34 protein-coding genes are annotated in these 26,510 nt (G+C 46.8%); 29 read left to right on the forward strand and 5 right to left on the reverse strand.

From position 1 onward, the window contains the following. Positions 1-34 precede the first annotated feature (34 nt). The gene (locus tag JQC72_RS06235; protein ID WP_205493823.1) at positions 35-367 is read right to left on the reverse strand and encodes a winged helix-turn-helix transcriptional regulator; all 333 of its coding nucleotides are present in this window, start codon (positions 365-367) and stop codon (positions 35-37) included. A gap of 294 nt (positions 368-661) precedes the next feature. On the opposite strand from JQC72_RS06235, the gene JQC72_RS06240 reads away from it, so the two are divergent. After that, a complete protein-coding gene (locus JQC72_RS06240) occupies positions 662-2,275 on the forward strand; it encodes a M2 family metallopeptidase (RefSeq protein ID WP_205493824.1) in 1,614 nt (537 codons plus the stop codon). Positions 2,276-2,323: 48 nt separating this feature from the next. Here JQC72_RS06240 and JQC72_RS06245 read toward each other — a convergent pair whose 3' ends face one another. After that, positions 2,324-3,058 (reverse strand): hypothetical protein, encoded by a 735-nt coding sequence (locus tag JQC72_RS06245; RefSeq protein ID WP_205493825.1) that lies wholly within the window; start codon positions 3,056-3,058, stop codon positions 2,324-2,326. A gap of 126 nt (positions 3,059-3,184) precedes the next feature. Next, positions 3,185-3,394 (reverse strand): alpha/beta-type small acid-soluble spore protein, encoded by a 210-nt coding sequence (locus tag JQC72_RS06250; protein ID WP_205493826.1) that lies wholly within the window; start codon positions 3,392-3,394, stop codon positions 3,185-3,187. 185 nt (positions 3,395-3,579) lie between these two features. Between JQC72_RS06250 and JQC72_RS06255 the strand changes: the two genes are divergently transcribed. The 4 genes from JQC72_RS06255 (at position 3,580) to JQC72_RS06270 (ending at position 7,069) form a co-directional block, all read left to right on the forward strand. Beyond that, the gene (locus JQC72_RS06255; protein WP_205493827.1) at positions 3,580-3,993 is read left to right on the forward strand and encodes a hypothetical protein; all 414 of its coding nucleotides are present in this window, start codon (positions 3,580-3,582) and stop codon (positions 3,991-3,993) included. 27 nt (positions 3,994-4,020) lie between these two features. After that, entirely contained in the window at positions 4,021-5,223 is a 1,203-nt protein-coding gene (locus tag JQC72_RS06260; RefSeq protein WP_205493828.1) for a M24 family metallopeptidase, read from the forward strand. Positions 5,224-5,670: 447 nt separating this feature from the next. Next, positions 5,671-5,862, forward strand: a complete 192-nt coding sequence (locus JQC72_RS06265; protein ID WP_205493968.1) for a helix-turn-helix domain-containing protein — start codon at positions 5,671-5,673, stop codon at positions 5,860-5,862. A 937-nt stretch (positions 5,863-6,799) separates the two neighbouring features. Beyond that, a complete protein-coding gene (locus JQC72_RS06270; protein ID WP_205493830.1) occupies positions 6,800-7,069 on the forward strand; it encodes a hypothetical protein in 270 nt (89 codons plus the stop codon). On the opposite strand, the gene JQC72_RS06275 is transcribed toward JQC72_RS06270, so the two are convergent. Next, positions 7,053-7,430: a helix-turn-helix domain-containing protein gene (locus tag JQC72_RS06275; RefSeq protein WP_205493970.1), complete on the reverse strand. Its 378-nt coding sequence runs from the start codon at positions 7,428-7,430 to the stop codon at positions 7,053-7,055. The two genes, JQC72_RS06270 and JQC72_RS06275, sit on opposite strands and share 17 nt — an antisense overlap. A gap of 195 nt (positions 7,431-7,625) precedes the next feature. Between JQC72_RS06275 and JQC72_RS06280 the strand changes: the two genes are divergently transcribed. From JQC72_RS06280 to JQC72_RS06350, 16 genes are all read left to right on the forward strand, one after another. After that, positions 7,626-7,913 carry a helix-turn-helix transcriptional regulator gene (locus tag JQC72_RS06280; protein WP_205493832.1) on the forward strand — a complete coding sequence of 96 codons (288 nt, stop codon included), beginning with the start codon at positions 7,626-7,628 and terminating at the stop codon, positions 7,911-7,913. Positions 7,914-7,923: 10 nt separating this feature from the next. Then, entirely contained in the window at positions 7,924-8,058 is a 135-nt protein-coding gene (locus JQC72_RS16475; RefSeq protein ID WP_302104555.1) for a hypothetical protein, read from the forward strand. Between the two features lie 153 nt (positions 8,059-8,211). Then, complete coding sequence (locus JQC72_RS06285; RefSeq protein WP_205493834.1) at positions 8,212-8,727, forward strand: helix-turn-helix domain-containing protein; 516 nt, start codon at positions 8,212-8,214, stop codon at positions 8,725-8,727. Positions 8,728-8,924: 197 nt separating this feature from the next. Continuing rightward, positions 8,925-9,290, forward strand: a complete 366-nt coding sequence (locus tag JQC72_RS06290) for a DUF7667 family protein (RefSeq protein ID WP_205493836.1) — start codon at positions 8,925-8,927, stop codon at positions 9,288-9,290. Next, positions 9,287-9,541 (forward strand): hypothetical protein, encoded by a 255-nt coding sequence (locus tag JQC72_RS06295; RefSeq protein ID WP_205493838.1) that lies wholly within the window; start codon positions 9,287-9,289, stop codon positions 9,539-9,541. The genes JQC72_RS06290 and JQC72_RS06295 overlap by 4 nt, the downstream gene beginning before the upstream one ends. Positions 9,542-9,554: 13 nt before the next feature. Then, entirely contained in the window at positions 9,555-10,379 is an 825-nt protein-coding gene (locus JQC72_RS06300; RefSeq protein ID WP_205493839.1) for an ERF family protein, read from the forward strand. A gap of 17 nt (positions 10,380-10,396) precedes the next feature. Next, positions 10,397-10,588, forward strand: a complete 192-nt coding sequence (locus JQC72_RS06305) for a hypothetical protein (protein WP_205493840.1) — start codon at positions 10,397-10,399, stop codon at positions 10,586-10,588. 72 nt (positions 10,589-10,660) lie between these two features. Further along, positions 10,661-10,855 carry a hypothetical protein gene (locus JQC72_RS06310; RefSeq protein WP_205493841.1) on the forward strand — a complete coding sequence of 65 codons (195 nt, stop codon included), beginning with the start codon at positions 10,661-10,663 and terminating at the stop codon, positions 10,853-10,855. Positions 10,856-10,902: 47 nt separating this feature from the next. Continuing rightward, positions 10,903-11,841 carry a hypothetical protein gene (locus tag JQC72_RS06315; protein WP_205493842.1) on the forward strand — a complete coding sequence of 313 codons (939 nt, stop codon included), beginning with the start codon at positions 10,903-10,905 and terminating at the stop codon, positions 11,839-11,841. A gap of 14 nt (positions 11,842-11,855) precedes the next feature. Continuing rightward, positions 11,856-13,172 carry a replicative DNA helicase gene (gene dnaB, locus JQC72_RS06320; RefSeq protein ID WP_205493843.1) on the forward strand — a complete coding sequence of 439 codons (1,317 nt, stop codon included), beginning with the start codon at positions 11,856-11,858 and terminating at the stop codon, positions 13,170-13,172. Then, positions 13,169-13,333 (forward strand): hypothetical protein, encoded by a 165-nt coding sequence (locus JQC72_RS06325; protein WP_205493844.1) that lies wholly within the window; start codon positions 13,169-13,171, stop codon positions 13,331-13,333. The genes dnaB and JQC72_RS06325 overlap by 4 nt, the downstream gene beginning before the upstream one ends. After that, positions 13,321-13,620: a helix-turn-helix domain-containing protein gene (locus JQC72_RS06330; protein WP_205493845.1), complete on the forward strand. Its 300-nt coding sequence runs from the start codon at positions 13,321-13,323 to the stop codon at positions 13,618-13,620. Before JQC72_RS06325 ends, JQC72_RS06330 begins: the two co-directional genes overlap by 13 nt. After that, positions 13,617-13,994, forward strand: coding sequence for a RusA family crossover junction endodeoxyribonuclease (locus JQC72_RS06335; RefSeq protein ID WP_205493847.1), 378 nt, complete (start codon positions 13,617-13,619; stop codon positions 13,992-13,994). The genes JQC72_RS06330 and JQC72_RS06335 overlap by 4 nt, the downstream gene beginning before the upstream one ends. Beyond that, positions 13,991-14,212, forward strand: coding sequence for a hypothetical protein (locus tag JQC72_RS06340; protein WP_205493848.1), 222 nt, complete (start codon positions 13,991-13,993; stop codon positions 14,210-14,212). Before JQC72_RS06335 ends, JQC72_RS06340 begins: the two co-directional genes overlap by 4 nt. A gap of 1,213 nt (positions 14,213-15,425) precedes the next feature. Beyond that, entirely contained in the window at positions 15,426-15,875 is a 450-nt protein-coding gene (locus JQC72_RS06345; protein ID WP_205493850.1) for an ArpU family phage packaging/lysis transcriptional regulator, read from the forward strand. A 248-nt stretch (positions 15,876-16,123) separates the two neighbouring features. Then, positions 16,124-16,333, forward strand: coding sequence for a hypothetical protein (locus JQC72_RS06350; protein WP_205493852.1), 210 nt, complete (start codon positions 16,124-16,126; stop codon positions 16,331-16,333). Between the two features lie 505 nt (positions 16,334-16,838). Here JQC72_RS06350 and JQC72_RS06355 read toward each other — a convergent pair. Then, complete coding sequence (locus JQC72_RS06355) at positions 16,839-17,009, reverse strand: hypothetical protein (protein ID WP_205493854.1); 171 nt, start codon at positions 17,007-17,009, stop codon at positions 16,839-16,841. Positions 17,010-19,426: 2,417 nt separating this feature from the next. Between JQC72_RS06355 and JQC72_RS06360 the strand changes: the two genes are divergently transcribed. The 8 genes from JQC72_RS06360 (at position 19,427) to JQC72_RS06395 (ending at position 26,509) form a co-directional block, all read left to right on the forward strand. Then, positions 19,427-20,509, forward strand: coding sequence for a GNAT family N-acetyltransferase (locus JQC72_RS06360; RefSeq protein WP_205493856.1), 1,083 nt, complete (start codon positions 19,427-19,429; stop codon positions 20,507-20,509). After that, a complete protein-coding gene (locus tag JQC72_RS06365) occupies positions 20,460-20,888 on the forward strand; it encodes an ASCH domain-containing protein (protein WP_205493858.1) in 429 nt (142 codons plus the stop codon). Before JQC72_RS06360 ends, JQC72_RS06365 begins: the two co-directional genes overlap by 50 nt. A gap of 106 nt (positions 20,889-20,994) precedes the next feature. After that, entirely contained in the window at positions 20,995-21,324 is a 330-nt protein-coding gene (locus JQC72_RS06370; RefSeq protein ID WP_205493972.1) for an HNH endonuclease, read from the forward strand. 97 nt (positions 21,325-21,421) lie between these two features. Next, positions 21,422-21,775, forward strand: a complete 354-nt coding sequence (locus JQC72_RS06375) for a P27 family phage terminase small subunit (protein WP_205493860.1) — start codon at positions 21,422-21,424, stop codon at positions 21,773-21,775. Further along, complete coding sequence (locus tag JQC72_RS06380; protein WP_205493862.1) at positions 21,756-23,447, forward strand: terminase large subunit; 1,692 nt, start codon at positions 21,756-21,758, stop codon at positions 23,445-23,447. The genes JQC72_RS06375 and JQC72_RS06380 overlap by 20 nt, the downstream gene beginning before the upstream one ends. Then, positions 23,447-24,712: a phage portal protein gene (locus tag JQC72_RS06385; RefSeq protein ID WP_205493864.1), complete on the forward strand. Its 1,266-nt coding sequence runs from the start codon at positions 23,447-23,449 to the stop codon at positions 24,710-24,712. The genes JQC72_RS06380 and JQC72_RS06385 overlap by 1 nt, the downstream gene beginning before the upstream one ends. Further along, positions 24,681-25,349, forward strand: a complete 669-nt coding sequence (locus tag JQC72_RS06390; RefSeq protein WP_205493866.1) for an HK97 family phage prohead protease — start codon at positions 24,681-24,683, stop codon at positions 25,347-25,349. Before JQC72_RS06385 ends, JQC72_RS06390 begins: the two co-directional genes overlap by 32 nt. After that, positions 25,349-26,509: a phage major capsid protein gene (locus JQC72_RS06395; RefSeq protein WP_205493868.1), complete on the forward strand. Its 1,161-nt coding sequence runs from the start codon at positions 25,349-25,351 to the stop codon at positions 26,507-26,509. The genes JQC72_RS06390 and JQC72_RS06395 overlap by 1 nt, the downstream gene beginning before the upstream one ends. Position 26,510 lies beyond the last annotated feature (1 nt).

The following is a 26,510-nucleotide window of genomic DNA, read 5'->3' on the forward strand; positions in this document are numbered from 1 at the left end:
CCTGTCCCTAGTAGGCTGCCCGCTTTGTCGACGATCATACCTGTTCGGCTTCTTTGAACTCCACCCATTGATCAGCCCATTTTTCGATGGACTGGATGACGGGAGACAGGTCTTCCCCTTTGGGAGTCAGACTGTACTCGATCCTGACAGGTGTCTCCGGATACACTTTGCGTTCCAGAATACCGTGTGCCTCCAGCTCCTTTAACCGTTCGGCCAGCATCCGTTCGCTCATTTGCGGAATCTGTTCACGGATGTCGCGAAAGCGGCGCGGGGCGTCCAACAATACGCGGATGATCAAACCGGTCCACTTCTTGGCCAGGATCTCCATCGCCGCTTCATATTTCGGACAGATGCAACGGTCTGCCATGGTTGGCTCACCTCACTTCTATTATTGTAACAAAGAGAAGCGAAAACGTCATTATATCGCGGTTTGTTTCAGTTTATATAAAGAAGTAACATATTTAATTTAAGTATAGCCAGTTATCCCCCTCGCTTACCCACGTCCGGTTAAAAAGGGAAATACAAGAGAGGGCGAGAACTAAGTTTACTGGGTGTGACTGCTCATCTGTCAGTCCGACATCAGAGATGCGGAGCAAAGTTGGCAGATTGCACATCGTGGATTGAAACCATTGAAAGGGCAACAGCTGAGAGGAGAGAGAGGATGGACCAAGAGGCAAAAGCTTTTTTGCAGGAATGGGTTCCGCAATGGGAGCAGGCGGATCGACGCCTGAATAAAGCATATTGGAATGCAAATACGACCGGCGAAAAAAAGCATGAGGAGGCGCTTGCCGAAGCATTGCGGGAACGCATGCGGATGATGGCCGACCCTGAGCGGTTGGACCGGCTGGCAACGTTGCGGGAAGCGGAGATCGTCGATCCGTTGCTTCGCCGACAGTTGACCCTGTTATATAACGAAATGGCCATGAGCCCGAGCGATCCCCGGCAAATTGAAGAGATGGCCCGTCTGCAAACGGAAATCGAGGGGGCGTTTGTCAGGTTTCGTTCTGAGGTGGCGGGAAAAACGGTCACCGAAAATGAGATCAGGGAAATCCTTCGCACCGAAAAAGATCCGTACAAACGAAAAAAGGCGTGGCGCGCCAGTAAGCAGATTGGTGTGGTGGTGGCTGATTCCATCCGCAGATTGGCCGAACTGCGTAACGAACTGGCGGCAGAGAGAGGGTTCCGCGATTACTATCATATGTCGCTCACATTGAACGAGATAGAGGAAGAGGAACTGTTTGCGGCTTTGGAAGCGATTCGTTCCCGGACGGATGGGCCGTACGCCGACCTGAAAAAGGAGATGGACGCTGTATTGGCCAAACAGTATCCCAACCTGCGGCCGGAAGGGTTGCGTCCATGGCATTATACTGACCCGTTTTTTCAGGAAGCGCCGCCGGTGTTTGACGTGGATTTGGATTCCCATTTCCGTGAGCGGAAGCTGGAAGAGCTGGCGGTTCAAACCTTCCGCGGAATGGGATTGGACGTGGAGGACATCCTCAGGCGCAGCGATTTGTACGAGCGGGACGGAAAAAGCCAGCATGCGTTTTGTTTGGATATGGACCGGCGCGGGGATGTGCGGGTGCTGTGCAATTTGCGGCCCAACGCGAAATGGATGGAAATTTTGTTGCACGAGCTGGGCCATGCCGTCTACGATGCCAATCTGGATCGTAAGTTGCCCTATCTGCTCCGGCGTTATGCCCATATCGCGACAACGGAAGCGGTTGCCATGATGATGGGCCGGCTGATCCACGACCCGGTGTGGTTGATCGAAGTGGCCGGCATTCCTGAATCATGGGTTGCGGAGAAAGAGGCGTCACTTCGCAAACAATCTGCATTGTCCATGCTGGTGTTCATTCGTTGGTGCTTGGTGATGATCCATTTTGAACGGGACCTCTATCGTGATCCGACGGGTGATCTGGACACGTTGTGGTGGGATTACGTCGAGCGGTTTCAATTTGTCCCCCGTCCGGAGGGACGCCGTGCTCCGGACTGGGCGGCCAAGATTCATCTGGGCACCTCTCCGGTGTATTATCAGAACTATTTGTTGGGAGAATGGATGGCATCACAATTTTTCCATGCCTTGCAATCAAACGGGGGAGCGTCCCATCCACTGGTCAACAACGCTCATGCGGGTTCATTTTTGAGAGAGCGAATTTTTCTCCCCGGTGCACGGTATCATTGGCAGGACCTGCTGGAGCAGGCAACCGGTGAACGGTTGAACGTCGAACGGTTCCTGGAGCCCTTTGTGGCTTCGGACGGGTCTGTGAGGAAATAGAGAACATGACTGGATGATTCAAGGGACCTTTGGATCATCGGTTTACCATCACATTTTCTCGTCGCTTCCTTGTTCAGACTGAATCAACTTGTGATATCGTTGTTTCACATGTTGAAAGTGTTCGCGGATTTGGGTTTTGGACCATCCCTTTTCCATATATAACAGCAGATGGTCCAACAGGGTGGGATACCAGGACAAACCCAATGAACGCTGGGCAAAGGCATGGGCGGCGATTTCCCTGGTCTTCCCTACATAGTCCCTCCGCGTGAACGGTCCCCAACGTTTGACAGGGACTTTGGGCAGGGTGCGATCCGTACGGCCGATGGTGTGTATTTCCAGATGATGAAACCACTCGTGAGTGAGATGCAATGCCACCAGATCATCTGATGAGACACGGTATTCGAAGCGTTCAAAAAAATGAGCCAACTGCTTGATGGAAGGACGATAGATGTCGATGGTCGGGGGTTTGCCGCGATATTGGGCGCGCGTTTCGATGCGAGGAGAAGCATGGTCGAGAAAGCGCACCCGGATTCCGCCGGCGATCAGGCGATTGATCAGATCGATGAGCTGACCATCATAGGGATTTTTTTGGGCGGCCTGTTCACCCCATTCCATGGATGAACGAATATACATACGCACGTCCGAGGGGGAGAGTTGGGAGAAGTATGCATCTTGTTCCAACTCCATGAAGGCCAAAACGGGTGCAGGAGGCACAGGCCAGTGTTGTTCCAGGGGGACGGAAGCGAGAGAAATGGTCGACAATCCGGGTGTTTGGCGGATCATGGCGATTCCTCCGTCGAATGAGCTGAGCGTTCACTGCAACGTTATGTCGAATACGGCTTGGTTCATTCGCACAAACGAACAACCCCCTGTAACAGGGGGTTGTGTGGAAGAAAGAACCATGATTGTTTATCGGCGAACCGCCGCAGCAGCTTGTCCGCTCATTTGTTGTTCAGCCAAAGCGACCAGACGTTTCGTGATTTCTCCACCAACGGAACCGTTGGCACGGGACGTTGTGTCGGGCCCCAGCTGAACACCAAATTCCTGGGCGATTTCGGCTTTCATCTGGTCCAGGGCTTGACGGGCCCCGGGAGCCAAAATACGGTTGTTACGTGGCATTCTTTCCACCTCTTCGTTATGGATTGGCTTGCAAGCTCTGTTTGTAGTTTGTGATACAAAGTCCGAATTATACCAATCCATCCGAAAAAATCCGATGAGTAGACGAGTCTGTTGACAAAGTCGGAAAAACCCGTGTGAGACGGCTTTTCTCGGGTATGATAAACCGAGAGGAGTGATCGATACCCATGTTTTTCCACGGGATTCCCTTTGTCCATCTGGTCAAGCAATTTCCGGTATTGCAAGCTTCCGATGGTCCGCGCAAATCTCCTGACAAACGGCAAGATGCCCGGCGTCTCATACGGCGTATCGGGTTTGAGCCGGTTCATCTGTTGCGGTCTTCGCCGGTATACTCGATCAGGCGTTGTTTGGAGGAATGTTTGCAGTACGGTGACACGGTGTTTGCTTTTTCAACCGTACCATTTCCCCGTGTGCAGCTGAGTCAGCACGAATGGGGCGTTCGCCGTTTACCTCTTCACGCGGCGGATTGGGCCGTCACGACGGACCGGCGGGCCATCAGATGGACGCGGGAGCATATTCCTTCCCTGCCCGTTCTGTTTTGTCAAGCAGGGAAGCCACCGTTTTTTCGCGAAAGGGGATAAAGACAAGAAGGATTGGGAGGGATCGGGATGGACAACCAACTACCACTTGTACCAGTGGAAGAGATCGAACGGCGTTACCGACGGTTTCAGCAGACGTTGGACCGGATGGAACTGGACGGCGCCCTGATCGCTCAAAATATCGATTTGTACTATTTGACTGGAACGATGCAAAACGGTTTGCTTTTCGTTCCCCGGAAAGGTGAGCCGTGTCTATATGTGAAAAAAAGTGTCGCCCGTGCGAAGCGTGAATCTTCCGTGCCGGTGGAGCAGATGGGACGAATGCGGGAATTGCCGCAACGGATGGCGGAGCGCTTCGGACCTGTTCAACGCGTGGGAATGGAATTGGATGTACTGCCGTATGCACAGGCGACGTTCTACGCCGATAAATTGTTCCCGAAAGCCGAATTGACGGACATTTCATTTCCGCTTCGGCTGCAGCGGGCCGTCAAATCAGATTACGAACTGAACCAATTAAAACGAGCAGCGGGTTGTGTGCGGGAGATCGTGGAAGCGCTTCCGGAGATGTTGAAACCCGGTATGCGGGAAGTAGAGCTGGTTGCCGAAATCGAACGGCGTTTGCGGATGAAGGGGAATATCAATCTATACCGTATGCGCGCCTTCAATCAAGAGCTTGTATTGGGTATGGTTGCCTCAGGAGCGGCTGCTGCTGCTCCCACTTACTTCGACGGGCCCGCTGGTGGGATGGGATTGAGTACCGCCAGCCCGCAGGGAGCCGGTTGGAAAGAAATCCGGGTGGGTGAGCCGATTCTGGTGGATATCAGCGCGGTGATCGAAGGATACATCATTGATCAAACGAGGCTGGCGGTCATCGGCGAGCTGGAAGACGATCTGGAACATGCCTACGGGGTTGCGCGTCAGATCCTGAAAGCAACGGAAGAAAAGGCGAAACCGGGAGTAACATGGGAATCGTTGTACATGGATGCGCTGAAAATGGCGGAAGAAGCCGGATTGGCGGATCATTTCATGGGATACGGCGAAGATCAGGCCAAATTTTTGGGACATGGCGTCGGATTGGAGCTGGATGAACTCCCGGTTTTGGCACGCGGGTTCGATCAACCGTTGGAAGAAGGCATGGTGATCGCGGTGGAGCCGAAATTCACCTTTCCCGGACGGGGTGTGATCGGTATCGAAAACACGTACGTCGTAACGGCGGATGGCTTGAAGTCGTTGACCACCGCTTCCGAAGAGATTGTTCGGGTGCGGGCATGACACGCCATCAGGATCATGTCCCTGAGGGACACTGCAACAGGTTGTTCCCGGATTGACCGTTCGAGGGAACAGGACACCCTCTTATGGGGGAACAAGTTCAAATTCCCCGTCGAATGCGGAGCTTCAGACGGAAAAATCAGGAGACACCAGACTTGGTCAGCAAGAGCCCTTCGTCTGTCACGAAGGGCTTTTGTGATGCTGCCGCAGGGAAAAGGAGTTGCAATGGGTGACAGAGTGTTAAAAAATCGCTTGACAATGGGTTTTTATCACTCACGGAAAGAAGACGATATGCATACGATGACACCGTGTCGAGGGTTTCAGGCTGAACAACCGGATGATCGCCTATTTTAACCTCTCCCCATCACCCGCGAATAAGCCTGTTCATACAATAATCTGACTGAGTCCCGACCCTCGTGTTCTAAGAGCTCGAGCAAAGAGGGGTGGCATATTTTGACCAACCAGAAGGGGAAGCCCCTGTTGACCAACAGGGAGAGGGAAGTGTTCGAGTTACTGGTCCAAGACAAGACCACCAAGGACATTGCTCAACAACTGTTTATCAGCGAAAAAACCGTCCGCAATCATATTTCGAACCTCATATGTACCTATTGCAGAAAAGTGTTTATGTTCTTCAACAAGTGACCTTGAGCGCGATGGTGACACACTATATATGACTTAAGAATGGGGACAAAAATGCGCTTTTCAAAAAGCACAGTAAGAAACCACCGGCAGGTGGTTTCTTTTACGATGCTCCAGAGTGGCTCCAAATTCCGCGAATCGTTGCCGGCCCCCTAAATAAAGCTGAATGCTGTATATGAAAAGAAATGAACAAAATCACTTTGCTAAAATATTCGTTAATCGAACATTTTCAATCTCAAAACTCCCATTCGCTAGGTCTTCATTGGTAGTTGCGGCTAGTGCTTCGTCGGAAAGTCTCAAAAAGGATCGTTTTTGAGACTAAGGTCTACTGTGGTCAGGCATACTGTCAAACAAAAAACGCCATCTCGGTGGGATAAGGTAGTTTGCGGTGAGGCTCGGTTGTTCTGATAAGAAAGCCGGTATCAGAAGTTAGACGGATTCACGAAAAGTCCCATCAATAACGATTACAAAAGGGAAGTAACCGAGGAAGAGGGGGATACCAGAGCCGAGTTGGATTTTTTTACCCAGCGTTTTGTAGGGTTTTTCTTTTTGGCGAGTTTTATTTCCAATAATTTACAGTATATAATGTGTGAAGAAGCACGCCGACGGGGTGTGGTTCCCACACCAGATTACGCATTACGCAAAACTCCTTCAAGCTTACCATTTGGATATTTTACACATACGAAAGGATATCTAGTTTGTGTTTACACTGTACGTTGCAATTCCTTAATCACGATTTCCCCAGGTTCATTCCTACTAAAATAATATCTCTTTATAGCTACCTCCTCTTAACAAATTTATATCATCGCCGTGATTCCCTTTGTAGTCCATCTTTCCCTCCCAAGTGACGGATGACAATTTTATAAGACGTAGGTTATAATGAGAACATACATTCGCATTAATACGAAATTCCTAAAAACACGAAAGGGGGGAGGGTATATTGGGGGAAACAAGAAAAAACCACCCGGCGGCGGGTGGTTCTGTGGAACATTATAGAAAGGATATATCCGCACTAAGTCTACTACATATTGATACGTGTGCCAATAGTGAAGATGAAGAAACGCTAGAAGAAACCTTGGAAAGGGCAGCGCGTTACTTTGGGTTCGGTCCAACAATGGATGCATATAAAGTATGTGTATGGTTACGGGACAACAAGAAATTGACCGATCATGATATTCAAGAAATTGAACGGGTTATTCGGTATGAGTAGCCGATTCTTCCCGTTCAATGGCAGCTTGGATAATTCTTTGGATAAGCTTCCGTTCTTCCTCGGTTAGCTCACGCCCACCCCAATGGGCCCTTTTTTTGTTTAACACTTCTTTTAAGTCAGCGTATTCGGTTTCACTGGTGTTTTCATTGATTTTTACATTTGGATCATCAATTCGACCTAGAAGATAGTCAGTGGTGGTGTGAAGTTCGTCTGCCAGTTTCAGTAGCATCTCATTGGAAGGTGTACTGTATCCATTCTCATAGTTTGAGATCGTTCCCTTTGTCGTATTTACTCGTCTTGCCAATTCTTCTTGAGAAAGCCCTCGTGCTTTTCTAATAGATCTTAGACGAACCTTTATCATCGACGTCTTTGACATTTTTGTTCCCCCCTTTTGTGGGGCGGTTTGTCCCAATGTACAAGTAAATTGTACACATAATCGGATTTGAATAAAACAATCGTACAAGAAAAACATACAAAAAGGGTTGACGTACAAGAAACTTGTATGTTACAGTTGGGTTGTGGTTGTTCAAGAAACTTGTACCGAGAGGTGAAGCTGATGAAAAACATTGCTCTAAGATCAGCACGTCTTGAAAAGGGATTGACTCAAGACGAATTAGCCAAAATGCTTGGATACAAGGGAAGACAGTCGATTTCAAACTGGGAAAACGGTTATGTAGAACCACCACTAAAAGTCGCAATCAAAGTGTCAAAAATCCTTGGAAAAGATCTAGAGTATCTTTTTTCATGCTACAAAGTACAAGAAACTCATACAAATAATGTGACTCAGGATGAATCCCTCGATAGTGGTCCCGTACAACTGTCCAACGTGCATAGCATACCTTGAGGTGGTCTATATGCCATCGACTAAGCGGGCCATCCTCCGGATCGGCAAGGAGACATACGGGACGAAAAAGCTGGAGGAAGCATTCCGCGAAGCGCTCGCACCTTACTTCTCCGAAGCCGAGAAGGAGAATGAGTCCAAGAACTAACACGGGCATCACCTGCGAGGCGGGTTGGTTCCCGCCTGGAGGAAAGACAAGCCCGAAGTGGGACAAGTAGTACTCATTTTATCCATTAGAACCGTACCACAAAAGTCAGTGACACAGAACAATGTGAATGTCACAAGGAGGCGACATGATGACATGAGTGTGGGGATTGTCCAGAGAGAAGCCAGAATGGGAGCGGGAGTGACACAAAAAGAGCTCGGACGAAGACTGCATCTAAGTCGATCGATGATTGCAGAGATCGAAGCTGGAAGGAAGCGATTACCACGGGATGTTGCTAAAAAAGCGGTTGAGACCCTCAACTGTGGATTCTACGCCTTGGAGGTTGCAGCGGAACTCACCGGGATAGGTATCGGAAAGTTGGACGGCGACAGTATCGACCTACATCGATCCGCATTAAAGGAAAAGTCTTTGGAAGAGCTTCAGGAAGCAATATCCCAAATCTCCGCAACCAGCTTGTCAAGAAAACCCGACCGTTTGGACCAAATGGCCCGCAACGAGATTTCCAAAGTTATTGAGGAGTCAATGGATGCGGTGGTGGTGTTGATGAACTTCATCGCTTCCATCTGTCAGGAGTACGGCTTTAGCTGGAATGATGTGTGGCAAAAAGAACGCCGAAAGCTGGAGGCGAAGGGCTACAAAAAAGCCCGCTGAGGAGGTGAAACGATGAAGGTCAAGGTTGGTGACTGGCTTAAAAAACCGTTGTTAAGCCGATGGATTATCCTTCTTAACTGTGCAGCGGTGCAAAAGCATCAGAGACAAATAAAAAAAGCCCATTAATAGGGCCAAATCACTCACTACCCTCAGCTTACCAGATCGGGAGGCTGAGGGCAACCAGGAGGATACCAAAAGTGAAACCATACCATAAGCGATTGGCGGAGCTTTACGCCAAATACAAACAAGGTCACTGGTTGTCAGTAATGGAGATCCGGGATTGGAAGGAATCACTTGATGCTATTTACCACCAGTCCCCTAAAAGCTTCGAGTTTGAACAGCGACTCGCCGACGTTTGGAAGGTGATTAAGGATAATGGGCAAATGACCGGGAACATCATGACCGCTCTACGGAAAGCACTGGATGACAATCTGGACCACTGTTTCCGGATGAGTATGTTGGGTGAGATATCCTTTATCGCCTATGAGATGCAAGATATCGACTGGCAACACGAGATCTGTACGAAGATCGACAAAACCCTGGGAGGAACGATCCCATCATGATGGTGGATGTGATAAAGGTTCTTGACCACGAAAAAAGTCGGGACACCTTGTCATACAGTCACCGAGCAACGGTGGAGATGAAAAATCCAGTGAATCTGGCTGATCCGCAGGCAGTTTCTCGCTTTGCGTTTGAGACGGCGATCCGGGTGCATTATCATCCTGCCGGCTACGGGATGTGGCACGTGGGTGTAAAACAAGTTGCCGATGGGTTGTATGAGGTCAGTTGGTGTTCAATGACATCCTGCGATTAAGGGGTGACCAATGATGAAAATCACTGATAGCATTGCAAACATCTCCATGGCACTCAGTAAGTTTCAGGCTGCCGTAACCAATCCAAAAAAAGAATCGGTGAACCCTCATTTCAAATCCAAGTATGCCGATCTTGACTCCATTATCAACGCCATTCGGCCGGCATTGAATGAGTGTGATCTAGCGTTTATACAAAACCCCGTCAAAGATGAAAACGGAATAGGCGTCTATACAATCCTCCTTCACAAATCAGGCGAGTACATTCAATTCGATCCGGTATATATCCCGATCAAAGCGGAGACACCCCACCAAGTAGGAGCCGCGATGACATACGCCCGCCGTTACTCATTGGGTGCAGCTCTCGGGATCGCCACAGATGAAGACGATGATGCAAACTCTATCCAACCGATGACCGGAAGAGAGACGACTCAACAAGCGAAACGGCCAGTCAGACAGGAAACGAAAGGTCACCAGGCTGGACAACGAGCGGAACGGAACCTGAATCAGTGGAAGCAGTTGGCCAAGGCCAATGAACACACCCAATCGGAAGACAGCGAACGTAAACGGTTTTTCGCCATATGCGCCAAGAAGAAAATCACTGAAAAGGCACAAAAGGCTTTAGTCTTCGGTTTCACTGGAAAAGAGAGCCGGAAAGATGTCACGAACGAGGAGTTTAAGGTGATCTCTGATTTCTTAGAAAAAGCCACAAGGCAAGAGATCGAAAAAGCGATCAATGAAGCGATTGAGTCAGTAAAGAGACAAAACACTCCAGACATGAGTGGTATCTCCGATGAAGAGATCATGAATCTTTTGGGTGATCCTGATAAACAAGCGGTATAACAGGAGGATGATTTCCGATGGCATTGGAGGCAAAACGGTTGCAGAAATTGTGGCCGATTAAGGAACGGATCGACTTCCACCTGGATGATCTGGAGAACGATTTGCGTGGGTTGAACCAAGCAATTGAGTTGGGGCACTACGAAGCTGTTCGGCAGATTGCGAACGATATGAGCTGGACCATTGAGAAACTGAGAGAGCTGAATGGATAAAGGCACTCCGGGCCAGACAAAAAACATCTCTCTGGGAACTGGCAGAACTCACTCTTGAATGAGGTGATAACGATGGCGGTATATCAAGCGGAGTATTTCTTTGAAGGCAATTATGGCATGGACTATTTGAATCATGGTGATTTGGTGCAACTTCCAAACGGAACACGGTTCCGTGTTCTTTGGACCAAGAAGCACGGCAAAGAGTTAGTTTACAACACCGATACCTTAGGTCTGATCTACGCACGTGAATTGAAACGAATTGGCTAACGGGCGGCCACTGCCGCCCATCCAAACCAACAGGGGAGTGATTGAATATGGCAAGACGCCGGATGGTTGACCCAAATTTTTGGGAGTCCGAGGATGTAGCCGCATTGACCCATCGCCAACGGTTGCTGTTGATTGGCCTTTTTTCTAATGCTGATGACCACGGGCGTGGTCGTGCCCATCCCTCCTATGTTCGGTCGAAGGTATTTCCCTATGATGACATCACTTTACGGGAGATCCAGCAAGACCTTGATTGTATTGCTCAACGAATCAATATTCGTTTCTACACCGTAAATGAAAGCCGCTATTACGCCTTCATGAACTGGGATAAATGGCAGACCGTCCAGAAACCGCAACCCAGTAAGATTCCGGAGCCACCAACTGAAGTAGTCCAAGAGATTAAACAAGATGAGACCGAGGGCGTACCAGAACCAGAACCTTTTGAGAATCATTCCGGAACGAGTCTGGAACAAGTCGAGAATGATTCCGGAATGGGTCAAGAATCATTCCGGAACGATTCTCTCCTAAAAGAAAAGAAAGGAAAAGAAGTAGTAGTAGTAAACGCTGCTGCTACTGACGGTGATGATTGGTTCGAGAATGATTACTCCCCTGAACAACAGGAAGATATCAAGAGAGTGTCCGATCACTGGAGAAAGAAACGGGCGATCCTTCACATCTCTCCTGATGATCTTACCGCCATTGAGGACTTGGTGGTAAGGGAAAAGGTTCCGGCTGACGAGATCATCCAGGGTATTGATCGGATCTTTGATGAGTTTGCCAAGCGAAAGAAATACCGTGGTCAGAAGATCAACACTTTCCGGTATTGTGTACCAGCGATTCTGGAGGGCTTTGATCGTAAGCAGGCGGGGGCTAATGTCCGACCATTCCGCAATGCGTATCCTGAGCCGGCACGGCCTAATGTGATTGATGAAGGTGCGGTGGCTAAATACCGGGCGATCCTTGACAAGCAGAAAAAACAACGCGCTTAGTGGGAGGGGCCACAGTGGAGGAGTTCGTGCCTTACGATGCCCGTTTGGAGCAGGAAATTATCGGGTGCATGATCTACGAGCCCACTTGTGTAGCGGATGTAATCGAAATGGTCAAACCACAGCACTTTTATATCCAGAAACACCGGGTACTTTGTCAGGAGATCTATCGATTATGGCAGCAGGATGAGAGCTTGGTCAATCTCACAGAGTTGGCTCCTTTCCTGCAGAAAGAGGGCATCAAAGTCAGCGATGTGGTAGCCATGGTTGATCTGGTGACCTCAACCAGGACTGTACGTCATCATGCTGAGCGCTTGAAGCTGATTGCCTCACTTCGGGCAGCCACGGAATTGGGCCGGGAGATGGCATCCAACGTACACCTTCGGGATCGGACAGAGATCCGGGAGACGCTCAACCGGTTTGAGCAGCGCCTTTCGCAAATCACGGAATCATCGACGAATATGCAGACGATGACCTGTATCAACGATGCCCTATTGCGGTTTAACGATTGGTTTGAACGCGTATGCGATCGAGGTGCAGGTGTAACGGGTATACCGACCGGATTTGATGACCTGGATGCTATCACGGCCGGATACCAGAAGCAGGACCTGATCATTTTGGCTGCTCGGCCATCCATGGGGAAAACAGCCTTTGCTCTTGCCTCCGCTATTCATATGGGCCAGAAAGTACCAGAACCCATCCTGTTCTTCGAGCTGGAGATGAAAGAAGAGGATTTGATCAAGCGAATGATCGCAAACAAGGGTATGGTCGACATTCACCGGATCACGATGGGGGACGTGGATGAGGAATTGCTGGAGAAGGTCACCTTTGCCCAATCGGAGCTGTCCAAGTTGAATCTGGTGCTGGATACACAACCTAGCATCACGATCCAGGAGATGAAGGCCAAGGCACGGCGGTTGAAACGGGAACAGGGTCTTTCCTGTGTCATCGTGGACTATATTGGCCTAATCCCTGGGGAACGCGGAATGTCTCGATATGAGACGGTGTCCGAGAACACGCGGCAACTGAAAAACATGGCCCGGGAGTTGAATGTTCCAGTAATTGCTCTTGCGCAATTGTCGCGTGGGGTGGAACAACGGCAGGACAAGCGACCGATGCTCTCTGATCTCAGGGAGTCTGGAGAGATCGAACAGACGGCGGATTTGGTGATGTTCCTGTACCGGGACGATTACTATCATGCGGAATCTGAGAAGAAAAACGTTGCGGAAGTCATTGTGGCCAAGCATCGCAACGGGCCGACGGGCAAGGTGGAAATGTTGTTCCTGAAGGAATACGGGCAGTTTTTACCGCTCACATGGAGGGATGAACGGTGAGAAACCGCTGGCACGTCTATGAGTTTATGAAGGCCGTCACCTTGGAAACCGGCAAGCCACCGCGCTGGGAGGACGTATTCGCGGCTTTCCCAGATGTATCCCGTGAGGAGATCGGCGAGGGAGTAGCCGAGTTTGAGGCGGTGATGACATGGGGGATGTAGTCAAGGTTAAGAAGTGGGCATATGATCCGGAAGTCTTGATCGAACGGATGCATATGACCAGGAGGCGCCGGAAAGTATACGTTGCCCTGGAGGATCTGGACCTCATTTTTGATGAGCGGGATTTACCAGAGATTATCCGGATGTGGGAGGACGGTTTAGCTCTGACTGACATTGCACGTTCATTCAAGAGGGATCCCGATGAGATTACATGCCTGATCATGAGTCTTGCGAGAGAGAATCGAATCCGCCCACGAATTGTCGGGGCATATGGGAGGCGGAGAAGATGATCTGTTTCAGTGTACCAGGTCGACCGGTGCCGGCGGTGAGGATGACCCAGCGTAGTAAGTGGGTGAGTAAACAAGCTGGTCGGTACCTGGCATACAAAAATCAGGTAGCCTGGGCAGCTAAGGCGGCACGGATTCAGCGGATTGACGGACCGGTTGAGGTGGAGGCAGCGGCATATCTGTACGGCCGGCGAGAACCGGACGCGGACAACCTGGCAAAGGCTTTTCTAGATGGATTAAACGGTATTGCTTGGACAGATGATCGGCAAGTGAGGAAGCTAACAATTGAAAAGGTGAAAGTGGCCACTAGAGAAGAGGAACGAGCGGAAATCATCATCAAGAAGGCGGCCCAGGTTAGTGGAGGGATGCATGAATGACGAGATGGGAATACAGGATCATTCAAAGAGAGCTGACTGAAGTGGAGTTGAACCGATTGGGAGAAGAGGGGTGGGAGCTTGTTGCAAAAGAGCGGTTCGTACAGAGAAAAATCCATCACAAATGGTATTTCAAACGACCAAAGGAAGAGTCGGAGGAGCGTGTCCGGGTAGAAGTCACCAATTACACACCCGAAAAAGAGGTGGCCGGAAGTGCTTAAAGTCTTGTCCCTTTTGGTTTTCATTGGTGGAGCGTTGATGTGGATCAACAATGATGTTGAATTAGCAGCTACTCTGATGGCTTTCGGGTATTTGTTCGCGATGCTTGCAGATTAAGGAGGCCACTGGATGAAGGACAGATACCCATGTCAAAAACTTATGCAGTTGATGGGACGGCGGCGGTATCTGGAAGAGTTCCTGCTTGAACCGATTCGGATTAGACGGGGGTTGTCCCGACGTGAATTTTTGGACCAAGCAACCGAAGGGCTTTTTAAAGAGATGAGGCGGAAAGTGGCAGAAAGGCATAAGAAATATTTTGGGAAGGAAATTTTGTGATCAAGCGAGGGGGCAGCGAAATGAGTAAGAGCGCGAACGAAGAAGGTAGGAGGCAGGTATGATGAAAAAAACCTACCGAGGATGGTAGGCGAGGGGTTGTCATGGGCCATACAACAGGATATGTGGTGAAAAGATGTTGTTGATAAAAATAAAAAGTTTCCCCCGCCAATCGGGCAGGGGGTCGCCTTTACATCGAGGCCTTAACAATGTACTTTTAGCCCCGTTAATGTGTTGCCCAATTCAATGAAAAAAAATTCATTACCACAGAAAAAACCGATCGTCGAGATCGGCTCATAGAAGCTATAGGGAAGCACCGGGGGTTACTAGCCCTGAGAATAAAGTATTCATCCTATGCTCTAATTAGTACAAAGCTGTATATAAAATGTGAATAATTTGTGGATAAGCTCACCTAAAGGTGAGCAAAAAGAGGTGTGACCGTATGTGACAATATATATGTTGGTTTGGATCATGGGATGACAAAAATGGGCTTAGCCTAAGGTAAGAATAACTGACGAGACCACACATTAGTGTAGCCTCGTCCTCAAGAAGGTGAAACTAGCGGCACTACCCAGGTAGGTGGGTAACCTAGGTGTGCATTATTATCATATATTAAACCCCTTTTGGAGATTCGTGTCGCAAAGGCTGAAATCGATGTGCTAGGTGAAAGCATGAGCCAGAAAGGGCTTTATAGCAAAAAAATGGACCCGCATCTCGTGGGTCCATCAATCGGCAGAACGTGAAACAAGTTATGGAGTGAACATCACGTATTATTTTACAAATAATGTAAATCTAGATCAAGGTACATGATTCAATTTCACCGTTACGTAAAAAATGGCTGGTCATGTAGCCAGTAGCCAATCACAAAAAGGAGTGAGAGAAGTGGGAGCAGTACCAAAGAACGTGCCTGTTATTAAATATAAAAAGCCGTCTTACCGGCGTCAGGTAGAGCATTTGTTACGGGAGTACCCGGTCCTAAAAGCGGCTATTGAAAACGAACGACAATTGGAGCGGGAGGGCCTTGGGAATCTGTTCCCCACCTGCACTCCGATGTATGAGGAGTCGGTGAGCCGTGGGCATAGCGAGTACCAATCCACCACGGAACGATATGCCATCATCCGGGCTACCAAGATGGTCAGACTCCAACAGATTGAGCGGGCATTGTTGGTTTTGAATCTGGATGAGCGGTATTTAATCGAAAAGCGGTACATGGATCAATCTCCTGCAGACGATATGATTGTTTGTGATGAACTTGGGTGGAGTAAGCGAACCTATTACCGGATCAAAAGACGGGCATTGGATAAACTGGCTATAGCGTTGAATTTAATTTAAACGGCCGGGCACTACTTCCCGTACTTAGTTAGGAAAGAAAATCGCATATCCCGCGATTAGAAAAAAACCTAAGTTGGAAAAGGAAAATCACCAATTCAAAAAATCTACTTTTACCCTAGTTAAGAAACCTAATCAGGTGTTGATTCACCGAATAGAATATAGCACAAGATACAGGAGTTCACTTTGTTGTTGTTTCTTTGAAGAGAATACTAGTAAATCTAGTTCAAAAACGACTAGGAGGTGATATCATGGAATTTTGGAATACTGATTGGAAAAAAGATGATGATCGGAAAGATCATGATCGGAAAGATCATGATAGGAAAGATCGGAGAAAAGATTTTTTCAAAAGACACGATGATGACAATGACAACAAAAACAAAAACACCAACATTATTGACATTGAAATTGATATTGATGTCAGAAAAAAACATGATCACAGAAAGAAAAAAGACGACTAAGACTAATTAAGGTTTCACCAATCTCCTGTATCTAACGACCGCAATTAGCGGTCTTTTTTTAGTAATAAAGACCGTTTGGCAACTTTTTGGCAACCTTATGGCACCAATTGACCGTTTTTCGGTGTTAACATGGTATTGGGGTTAGTTGCAACACCATCGCAATATGTAGGTGGTTGGAGCGGGGACAAATCAAATTATCAACGGAGGTGAAATCCTCCGTTACTGACGCTCATCACTTCCCCGCTTCATTCTAAAGTTCGGAGTTTCCCGGAAGAGGGTGCAACCGAGTGAACAACACCTATTACACCCTCATTTGATTCTTTACAATTACTCGTTTTGATTGTCCATGTTCTCAAAGTGGTCAGTAGGTTGGATGATTGTTCCACAGTTAGGGCATTGGATTAAGCTGTTAAGATACTGTTTTTTGTCGACTTGAAATACATTACCACATTGACAGGCTATGGTTACGATTTCGTCCAATGGCTTCACCCACCTTACGCCTACTTTAGTTTTTTGTCTCTTTAAAGTCAGAAGTAGAAGATAACTGTTTGATAAAATTGATAATCCCATTTTTTGTTTGTGGATCTAGGTACTTCTCATATAAATTGATATTAACCGGAGGATAATTATGTTGCTCTTCTTTGTTGTTTGAATAACTTATTTGTTGAGCTTTCATAATGTGTGTCCTCCTATATAGTATAGTTAATATAAAAGTGTATAAGCGGTGTATCTAATTAGACGTGAAAATCCTTATCCCTTTTTTGGTTTTTGAACACTTTATAAATCCAGTGTAATCCAAACATATTAATAGATTGTCATTTCTATTAGTGATTAGAAAGATTACTTCCCGGATGAGGGTACAACCGGGTAAACAACACCCTCCCAGGGCAACATGCCCAAAATACTACGCCGATCCAATCTCAAATGACCCGGACTTAGGTTGATGATCTGGATTGTTGGCACAAAACCACGGAGCGACGGTGAGCCATGATTGCGGACCCATAGGGGTCTTTTTTTATTATGGGTTGCATGGAGGGGTAAAGATGCCCAACGATCACAGGTTCGAATCCCGTGCAACCCACCAAAAAGAAATGGCCTAAAAAGTTAATCCCCGACTATGGGCAAGGGGTTTTGCCTTTGCAATGAGGCACAAACAAAAACGAAAAAACCGATCGTCTGATCGGTTAATTGAAGCTTATAGAGAAGCACCAAGAGCTGACAAGCCGGATTTAACTCCATTTAAAAAAGCTAAGGAACCTCTTACATATATTCCATATCGGTTGGATTTTTTTCCAAAAACCCATTATCGATTGAATCGCCTTGGGCATGGGAATGAAATTCAACAATTGTGCCATTAAACCGCTGATATTAATTCCTCTCAAAGTAGGCAAAGAAGTGGTGGACATTTTTTTAAAAATCCCCCTTTCGTTTTCTGAGGATAAGTTATTCCGATGTTCTATTTGTGGAAGGGCAATAGTTTACAGTCATATGTGCATTTTTTGAAAAGGTAAATATCCTAAACATAATTATGTACTTGACTATTTAAAAATAATGACATTAGCGGTTTCCTAAAGAAAAGAAGATGAATAATGTGTTTTGGAGGAAAGGAGGGAGATGGGATGAGCTTTGGTTTCGGTGGTGGTTTTAGTAGTATTGGGCTGCGTCGTCTTTTGATTTTCCTGCTGGTCATCGCTACGATCTTTGTCTTTGCTGGAGTTGGATTTGGTTACTAGGGTGTGTCTTACAAATTAGGAGCACATAATGGCCCTATTTGGCCAACTTTGTGACACCAATTGACCGTTTCATCGCAGTATGTAGGTGTTAGTATGAAAACCGATCATCCGATCGGTTTTTCAAATAGCCCTGAGGCGAAATAGGAAGCACCGGGATAGTTCATCCAAATAGGTTAGACACGTTACCATGACAATGCTGGATTAACCGTTAAGAGGGAGGCCACACATCAGTGTGGCCTCTACCTCAATAAGGTGCTCAATCAAGGTATGGTGGGGATAACCTGGCTTGTGCATTATAATTGTTTTCTAATCGTTTTGCAAAGCTGTACAGAGTAAACATTTGATTCAGATTATAGGGATAATTGGGTAACAGTTTCACAACGTAGCTGTTGATCAGGAACTACTATCCCTCCAATAAGAACTGCTAGAGGAACTATCCCAATGTGCGCTGTCCCAGTAATGGCGATGATGATGCTTTAGCATGTGTTTCAAAATCTTGCTGGCTTTTTTACAATGTCGATGCGCTTTGCGCAATTTGTGGTAATCCATCATTGTGTGATCCGGATAATCAAACATCGGATACATAGGAGACATTGGGTCCGTAGGCATTGGATACATAGGAATTGGCATTGGAGGTATTACGTGTTCCATAAAATCCACTCCTTTTAAGCCGGTTAGCAATGATATCGTATGACCGTCTATCCGCATTGGAACTAGGTTATTTGCCTAAATTTCGTGTCTTAACGAAATTTTGGAGTCACCATTATTAATCAGGGAATAATATGCTGACAAATTGGTCTGGAGGTTATTCACATGGGTTATTTGTTCTACTGATGTTATTTCCCAAGACCTCCTTGGTTATTGGTGGTATATGTTTTAAGGAAATCCTGTAGGACCGGTCGTGGTTGTCGTAACCTCAAGGACTCCAACGGCTTCCATATACCGATAAGGTGATTCTATGCAAATCACCGCCCGGATGAGAGGAAAACCGGGTAAACAACCCTCTCCCAGGGTCACAGGCTCAAAATACTATGCCAATTTCTCTGATAACGACCAAGTGCCATCGAGTTTCTCCTCGAATGACGGTGATTGAGGATGTACTCAAAACCACAAGACGTGAGCCATGATTTCATGATTTGCGGACCCATAGGAGTTTTTTTATTGCCAGTGACCTAAAATTTGTCACCCTAAAGCAGTAAGGGATATGTGTTATTGGACGTTTTCTTTTGACAAATGAATGAAAAAAGCTATTAAATACATTTACACGAACAAGAGTTCGGACTATAATAAAACCATCACCTATGTTCAGGTACAGGAAAATAAATACTTCCCACGAATATTAAAGTGGGAGGTGTTTTTTATGGATTCTATTATCAAATTAAAAAGATTTTCCGAAATAGACCTAAATGATCCATTTTTTGATTCGTTAAAGGAAGATTATCAAGGGTTTGTCAATTGGTTTAATAAAAAAAGTGAAAAAGGAGAAAAAGCTTATGTATTAGAGGATAATGGGATTCAAGCTTTTTTATACTTGAAAATAGAAAAGGAAAAAGATGACCAAATTAAGCCTCCTCTTGAGAGTGGGACTAGAGTAAAAATAGGTACTATGAAAGTTAATCCACATGGAACTAGATTAGGAGAAAGGTTCATTAAAAAAGCTTTTGATTACGCCTTGTCAAACAATATTCCAGAATTATATGTTACCGTATTTCCTAAGCATGTGGCTTTGATCAATCTATATAAAAGATATGGGTTTAAATTACATGGGAAGAAAATTACAAGTGATGGCGAAGAATTTGTTTTTAAAAAATCATTTTTAGAAAAGCAAAATGATGTTTTGTTAGATTATCCAGTTGTCAATCATTTAGGTCGAAAAAAATACCTTTTGGGCATTTACCCAGTATTTCATACTAAACTATTCCCTGATTCAAAACTACATAATGAAAGCTTTGATATGATCGAAGATGTCTCGCATACTAATAGTATTCATAAAATCTATGTATGCAGAATGAAAGACGTATCAAAATTAGACAAAGGTGATGTTCTAGTTATTTACAGAACATCAGATGGTCGAGGCCCTGCATATTATAGATCCGTCGCAACATCAGTTTGTGTGGTTGAAGAAATTAGGGATATTCGCCAGTTCAGTAACTTAAAAGATTACCTGAAATATTGTGAACCCTATAGTGTCTTCGATACAAATGATTTGCGGCGTTTTTACTATAACAAAAAGTATAAATATATAATTAAAATGACATATAATATTGCCTTGCGTAAAAGACTAAATAGGAAAACGTTGATTGAGGAAGTTGGTCTAAATAGGTCTGAGTATTGGGGATTCATAAAATTGAATGATGATCATTTCGAGAAGATACTAAAGTTAGGTGGTATTTATGAAAGTCTTGCTATCAATCAAACCAGAGTTCGTGAAAAAAATCTTTAGTGGTGAGAAGAAATATGAATATAGAAAGGTGATATTTAAAAAAGCAGTAAGCAAAATCGTTGTTTATTCAACTAAACCCGAAGCAAAATTAATCGGAGAATTTAGTATAGAGGATATTCTGTGTGATACCCCTGAAGAAATATGGAAGGAAACCAAAAAGGAATCTGGGATTAGTTATTCATTTTTTAAATCTTACTTCCAAAACCATGATGAAGGATATGCAATTAAAATTGGGGATATTCACTTATATAGCGAACCTATCGACCCGAAACTAATTGACCATAATTTTAGACCTCCTCAGTCGTTTTGTTATGTTGATGATGATTTTGGTGAACAGAAAATTAGAAGTCGGTTGGGTGTGTCGTCTTGTATTAATTAAGCAGTTTGCAATCTTTTATAACAAAAACATCTCACACAGGATCTTTTTCTTTTGACGACATAGAAAACCGGTGGGGTTGAAACCTACCGGTTTTCTTTCATTCTTAATGACGCTTGGAGGTGGGGGAAATGGGAAGAAGGCATTGCCATTCTACAACAGTCCATCATGGAGAAAAACAAGGAAAGCAGTATTAGCAAGGGATCATTACCTATGCCAGATATGCCTGAAACGTGGTGTCTTGGAACCTGCCGTAATCGTTCACCACATCGACCATCTGAAGGAAAGACCGGACAAAGCATTGGATGAGGATAACTTGCAAAGCGTATGCGCTGTATGCCATAACCGATTACATCCGGAAAAGGGGAAACAGCAGGAAGAACTCAAGCAAAGGAAAGCGCGCGTCATCCAGGCGAGGGCGAATCCTGAGATCATATAGCCCCCCTACCCTGAAAGTTGGAAGGAGGGGGCTGGTGACCGGCGCGGCCCCTTCGTTTACAGCGCGGGGCAATTTCATACGCGAGGGGGGGTGCAAGGTGTACAAACCAAAGAAGATAATCAAGCACAAAGAAGCCAAGAAACTGTTCCAGATCATCACGCAGGAACTGGAAAAAGAGGGGAACCTCAATGACCGGACGATGATCATCGTTGATAATATGGTGTTGCTGGAACAGTTGAAACAGGAACACATGGACGATATCAAGGAACGTGGCGTGGTGGAACTGTTCAAAAACGGCTCCCAGGAGATGTTTCGGGAAAACAAATCGGTTGACAAAATCCTGAAGATCGTGGAGCAACAACGGAAATTGCAAGCTGAGCTGAAACTAACACCCGCCTCTGACAAGCGGATCGCGGAGGTGGTGACAGTGGATGAGTTCGAAGCGTTCTGATCTGCTTACCACCCCATACGCCAAGGATGTCATTGCCGGCCGAATTATCGTTTCCAGGAAGGTCCGGCAGGCTTGTGAACGCCATTTAAGAGATTTGCAGCGCCAAGGAACAGATGATTTTCCCTATGTATTCGATGAGGAAAAAGCCTTGCGGCCGATTACGTTCATCCAACGGTTTTGCAAGCCATCCAAAGGTAACTACAAGCGCTTGGAGCTTCAGTCGTGGCAACACTTCGTGATCGGCTCCCTATACGGTTGGGTTCATAAAGACACCAAGCTCCGTCGATTCAAAGAGGGGCTTATTTTTGTTGCTAGGAAAAACGGTAAAAGTACCATGGTTAGCGGTCTGGCCAACTATGGATGTTCCAAGGATGGTGAGAAAGGCGCAGATGTTTACCTTTTGGCCAACAGTATGAAGCAGGCACGGGTCATCTTTGACGAGTGCCAAAAGATGATAAAGTCATCTCCACTTCTGTTCAAACACTTCAGGACGTTACGGGACGCAATCCATTTTGATCAGACGTTCTCGAAGATTGAACCGCAAGCGTCCGACAGTGAGAAGCTGGACGGTTTGAATACTCATCTCGCCATATTTGATGAAATCCACGAGTACAAGGACTACAAGCTGATTAATGTCATTAAAAACAGTACCGGTGCCCGGACACAACCACTCATCCTGTACATCACAACCGCCGGGTATCAGTTGGATGGGCCGCTGATGGACTATTACGAAAAGGCGGCTGACGTGCTAGAAGGCGTGATTCAGGATGAACGGTCCTTTTATTTTATAGCCGAATTGGATGAGGACGACGATATCGACAATCCGCACAATTGGGTAAAACCGAACCCGAACCTGGGTGTAACCATCGACCTTGACACCATGATCGAGGAGTGGAATGCCCGGAAGAGCATCCCGGCGGAGCGAAACGACTTCATCACCAAGCGACTGAACCTATTCGTTCAGTCCGATGAGCAGTCTTTCATCGACTACGAAGTGATCAAGCGGAATGATGGATGGGTGGACCTTGCCAAGTTGTCTGGCCGGAACTGTGTGGGTGGATTTGACCTGTCCCAGACCGAGGATTTTACTGCTGCATGTCTGGAGTTTCCGCTCGATGATGGGCGGGTTTTTGTGTTGTCACATTCTTTTGTGCCACGAAGGAAAGTAGAGTTGGACAATGAGAAACTGCCTTTTCGAGAGTGGGCAAAGGAAGGATTGCTGACGATTTGTCCGGGAGACTATGTGGATTATAAATATGTCCTTGATTGGTTTTTAAAGCAGTCGGAGCGGTTTGCTATCGATCTGATCACCTACGATCCGGCCAATGCTTACCGGTTGGTAGAAGATTTGAAAGTGCACGGGTTTCAAACACAGGTTGTCCGACAAGGGGCGTTGACACTCAGTCCAGCGATGAAGGACATGAAGGAACTTCTGCTTGATGGAAAGGTGGTATACAACCGGAACAAGCTTTTCCGCTGGTACCTCAACAACGTGAAACTGGTGGAAGACCGTAATGGCAACTGGATGCCGACCAAACAAAACCGGTATCGGAAGATCGACGGATTCGCCGCCTGGCTAAATGCTCACACCGAAGTGATGAAGCGCATGGCAGTGCCGCAACCCAGCGGGGAAGTAGAATTTGTTTCGATCAATGACCTGTTAAGGGGGTGATGCAACTGAATCTACGGCAACGGCTCAAAGTCGCCTGGAATGTTATACGGAACAAGTACAGCGAAGCTGGATACGATTTTGTGAAGTGGTTTTCACCGAGCAATATCTTTGCCAGTAGAACGGGGAACATACTTGCAACGAACGAAACCATTTTCGCGGCGATCACCCGGCTTTCAAATGCCATGGCGAGTTTGCCTTTGAAGCTCTATAGGGATTTCACGCCGGTCAACAATCGGATCTCGGACATGATAGCGAACTCGCCGAATCCAAACATGACCAGTTTTGAGTTTATCCGAACCCTGGAAGTGATGCGCGATACCTTCGGGAACGGCTACGCGCTGAAGATGTATGACGGGAACTATCAAGTGGAATCGCTTCTGCTGTTGGACCCGTCCAGAGTTGAACCAGTCATCGAGGATAATACCTATGAACTTTGGTATGAGGTTCAAGGCAAAAACGGTCATTACTACGTTCACAACATGGACATGATTCACGTCAAACACATCGCCGTAACAGGTCAAACGATCGTCTATAACTCAGTCGGATACAAGGGAATCAGCCCGATCGATGTCCTTCGAAACACGGTGGATTATGACTGGAAAGTCCGGACTTTCAGCCTGGATCAGATGGACAGCGCCATCCGGGCGTCGTTCATCCTGAAGATGAACACGACCCTGTCGAAAGAGAAAAAGACTGAGATCCTGAACAACTTCAAGGAGTTTTACCAGGCCAACGGAGGCGTGATCATCCAAGAAGCCGGGACCGAGATCAACCCGATCGAGAGAAGTATCATCGACACGAAAGTGTTTGATGTTGAGAAGATCACCCGTTCCCGGGTGGCCACCGTCTTCAACATGCCAGTCCATATGCTGGGCGAAATAGAGGGTACGAGTTATTCCAGCATGGAACAATTGTACCTTGAGTTTGTACAGGGGACACTTTTACCGATCGTCCGGCAGTACGAACAAGAGTTCAATCGAAAGCTGCTAACGGAACAAGAGCGTTTGCGTGGACTTACTTTCAAGTTCAACGTGAACGCTCTTTTGCGTGGGGACATCAAAACACGCGGGGAGTTCTATTTCAAGGGGATCCGCTCCGGGTGGTTTACTCCTAACGAGGTACGAGCGTATGAAGAGCTTCCGCCACTTGATGGAGGCGAAAAGCTCTATATGAGCAAGGACTTGGCCCCGATCGATGATCCTACACGGACTGGAAAGGAGGTGAACGCGAAGAATGAGCCAAAAACCGACGCCGGTAGTGGATAAAAACCAGAATGAGATCCGTACACTTCTTATCCAGAGCATCGAAACACGTTCTGTAGGCGAATCTGGGACCAAGATCACCGGCTTAGCAGCCGTCTATGATGAGTTCACGCCGCTGGTAGATTGGTGGGGCGACACCTTCTATGAACGCATCCAAAAAGGTGCGATGAAGGACACCCTTGCGGATGGTCATGACATTTTCGCGCTGAAAAATCACGATTGGAGTGCCATTTTGGGGCGAACAGGGGCCAATTTGACGCTTTCTGACACCGAAAATGGCCTGTTTTTCGAGCTTACGCCTAATAATTCGACCCTTGGTCGCGATATTTTGGAGGATGTAAGAAGCGGGCTTATCAGGGGCTGCAGCATCGGATTTCGTATCCTTGATCAGTATTGGGAGGAGCGGGATGGCGATTGGTTCCGCACCATCACAAAACTGGAACTGCGCGAAATTACGCTTACGCCGATCCCGGCATACACGTCTACGAGCGCAGAAGTACGAAGTCTCACACCGGATACGGTCAAAAAAGGTGGGGAAATGCCTGAAATCAGCGCTTCTGAACAAGAAGAAAGGCAAAAAATCCTTTTGGAAGCCAATCGAGTCTATGAATTTTTGAAAAAACAAGGAGGTTATTACTGATGCCGACGATTTATCAAATGAAACAACAGCTTGCCGACCTGGGAGCAGAGTTAAAAGCAATCACGGATGAGATCCGTTCCAAAGCAGGCGACCCGGGAGCAAAACTTGAGGAATTGCGAGACTTGAAGCAGAAACAAGTAGACACCGAAGAGCGGTTTAAACTCTTGAAAGAGGAAATCGAGAAGCAAGAAAAGGAAGAACGGGCAAAATTGGAACTTCAGTTCAAGCAAAATCACCCCGTTCTCGGTACGGACAACAACAAACAGCGCATGATTGCAGCCAAAGCGGACCTGATTCGCTCGGCAATTCTAGGTCGCCAAATGTCTGAAGAAGCACGGAGCCTTTTGGGCGCGATCAAACAAACCACGTCTACAGGCGGAGAGAAATTCCTGCCGACCAACATGGCCAATGAGCTCGTTTCCGAGCCGTTTACGAGAAATCCGTTGCGTGGAGTCATCCGGATGACGAACGTAAAAGGATTGGAAGTGCCGAAAATTGCATTTACCCTTGATGATGATGCTTTTATCGGTGATGAAGACACCGCAAAAGAGATCGATTTGACGGGGGATAAGGTTTCGTTCGGCCGCTTCAAGTTCAAGGTAAAAGCCCGAATCTCAGATACCGTTCTCCATGGCTCGGACTTAAACCTGGTAAATTACGTGGAAAACGCCTTGCGCTCCGGTCTGGCTGCCAAGGAGAAGAAAGTATCCTTCGCTGCCACTCCGGCAACTGGTGAGGAGCATATGAGCTTTTATTCTACGCAAAATGCGGTTAAACATGTGACGGCTGCGGATAAATACAAGGCTATCAAAGCGTCTCTGGCTGATCTGCATGAGGATTTCCGCGAAAATGCGAAGATCGTCATGACTTTCGCTGACTATATGGACATCATTGAAACGTTGGCCAACGGCAACACCACCCTTTACAACGCACAGCCGGAACAAGTTCTCGGTAAGCCGGTTATCTTTTGTGACTCCGCCGTTGACCCGATCATTGGCGAATTTAACTATGCCCATCTGAACTATGATGGCGATATGGTTTATGACTCAGATAAAGACGTAAACAAGGGGGAGTATCTGTTCGTCCTCACAGCATGGTTTGATATGCAGCTCTTGCTGAAATCCGCATTCCGCATTGCGAAAGTGGCACCCCAAGCGTAAG

The organism is Polycladomyces zharkentensis, from assembly GCF_016938855.1.
In the GTDB taxonomy this organism is placed as follows: Bacteria; Bacillota; Bacilli; order Thermoactinomycetales; family JIR-001; genus Polycladomyces; species Polycladomyces zharkentensis.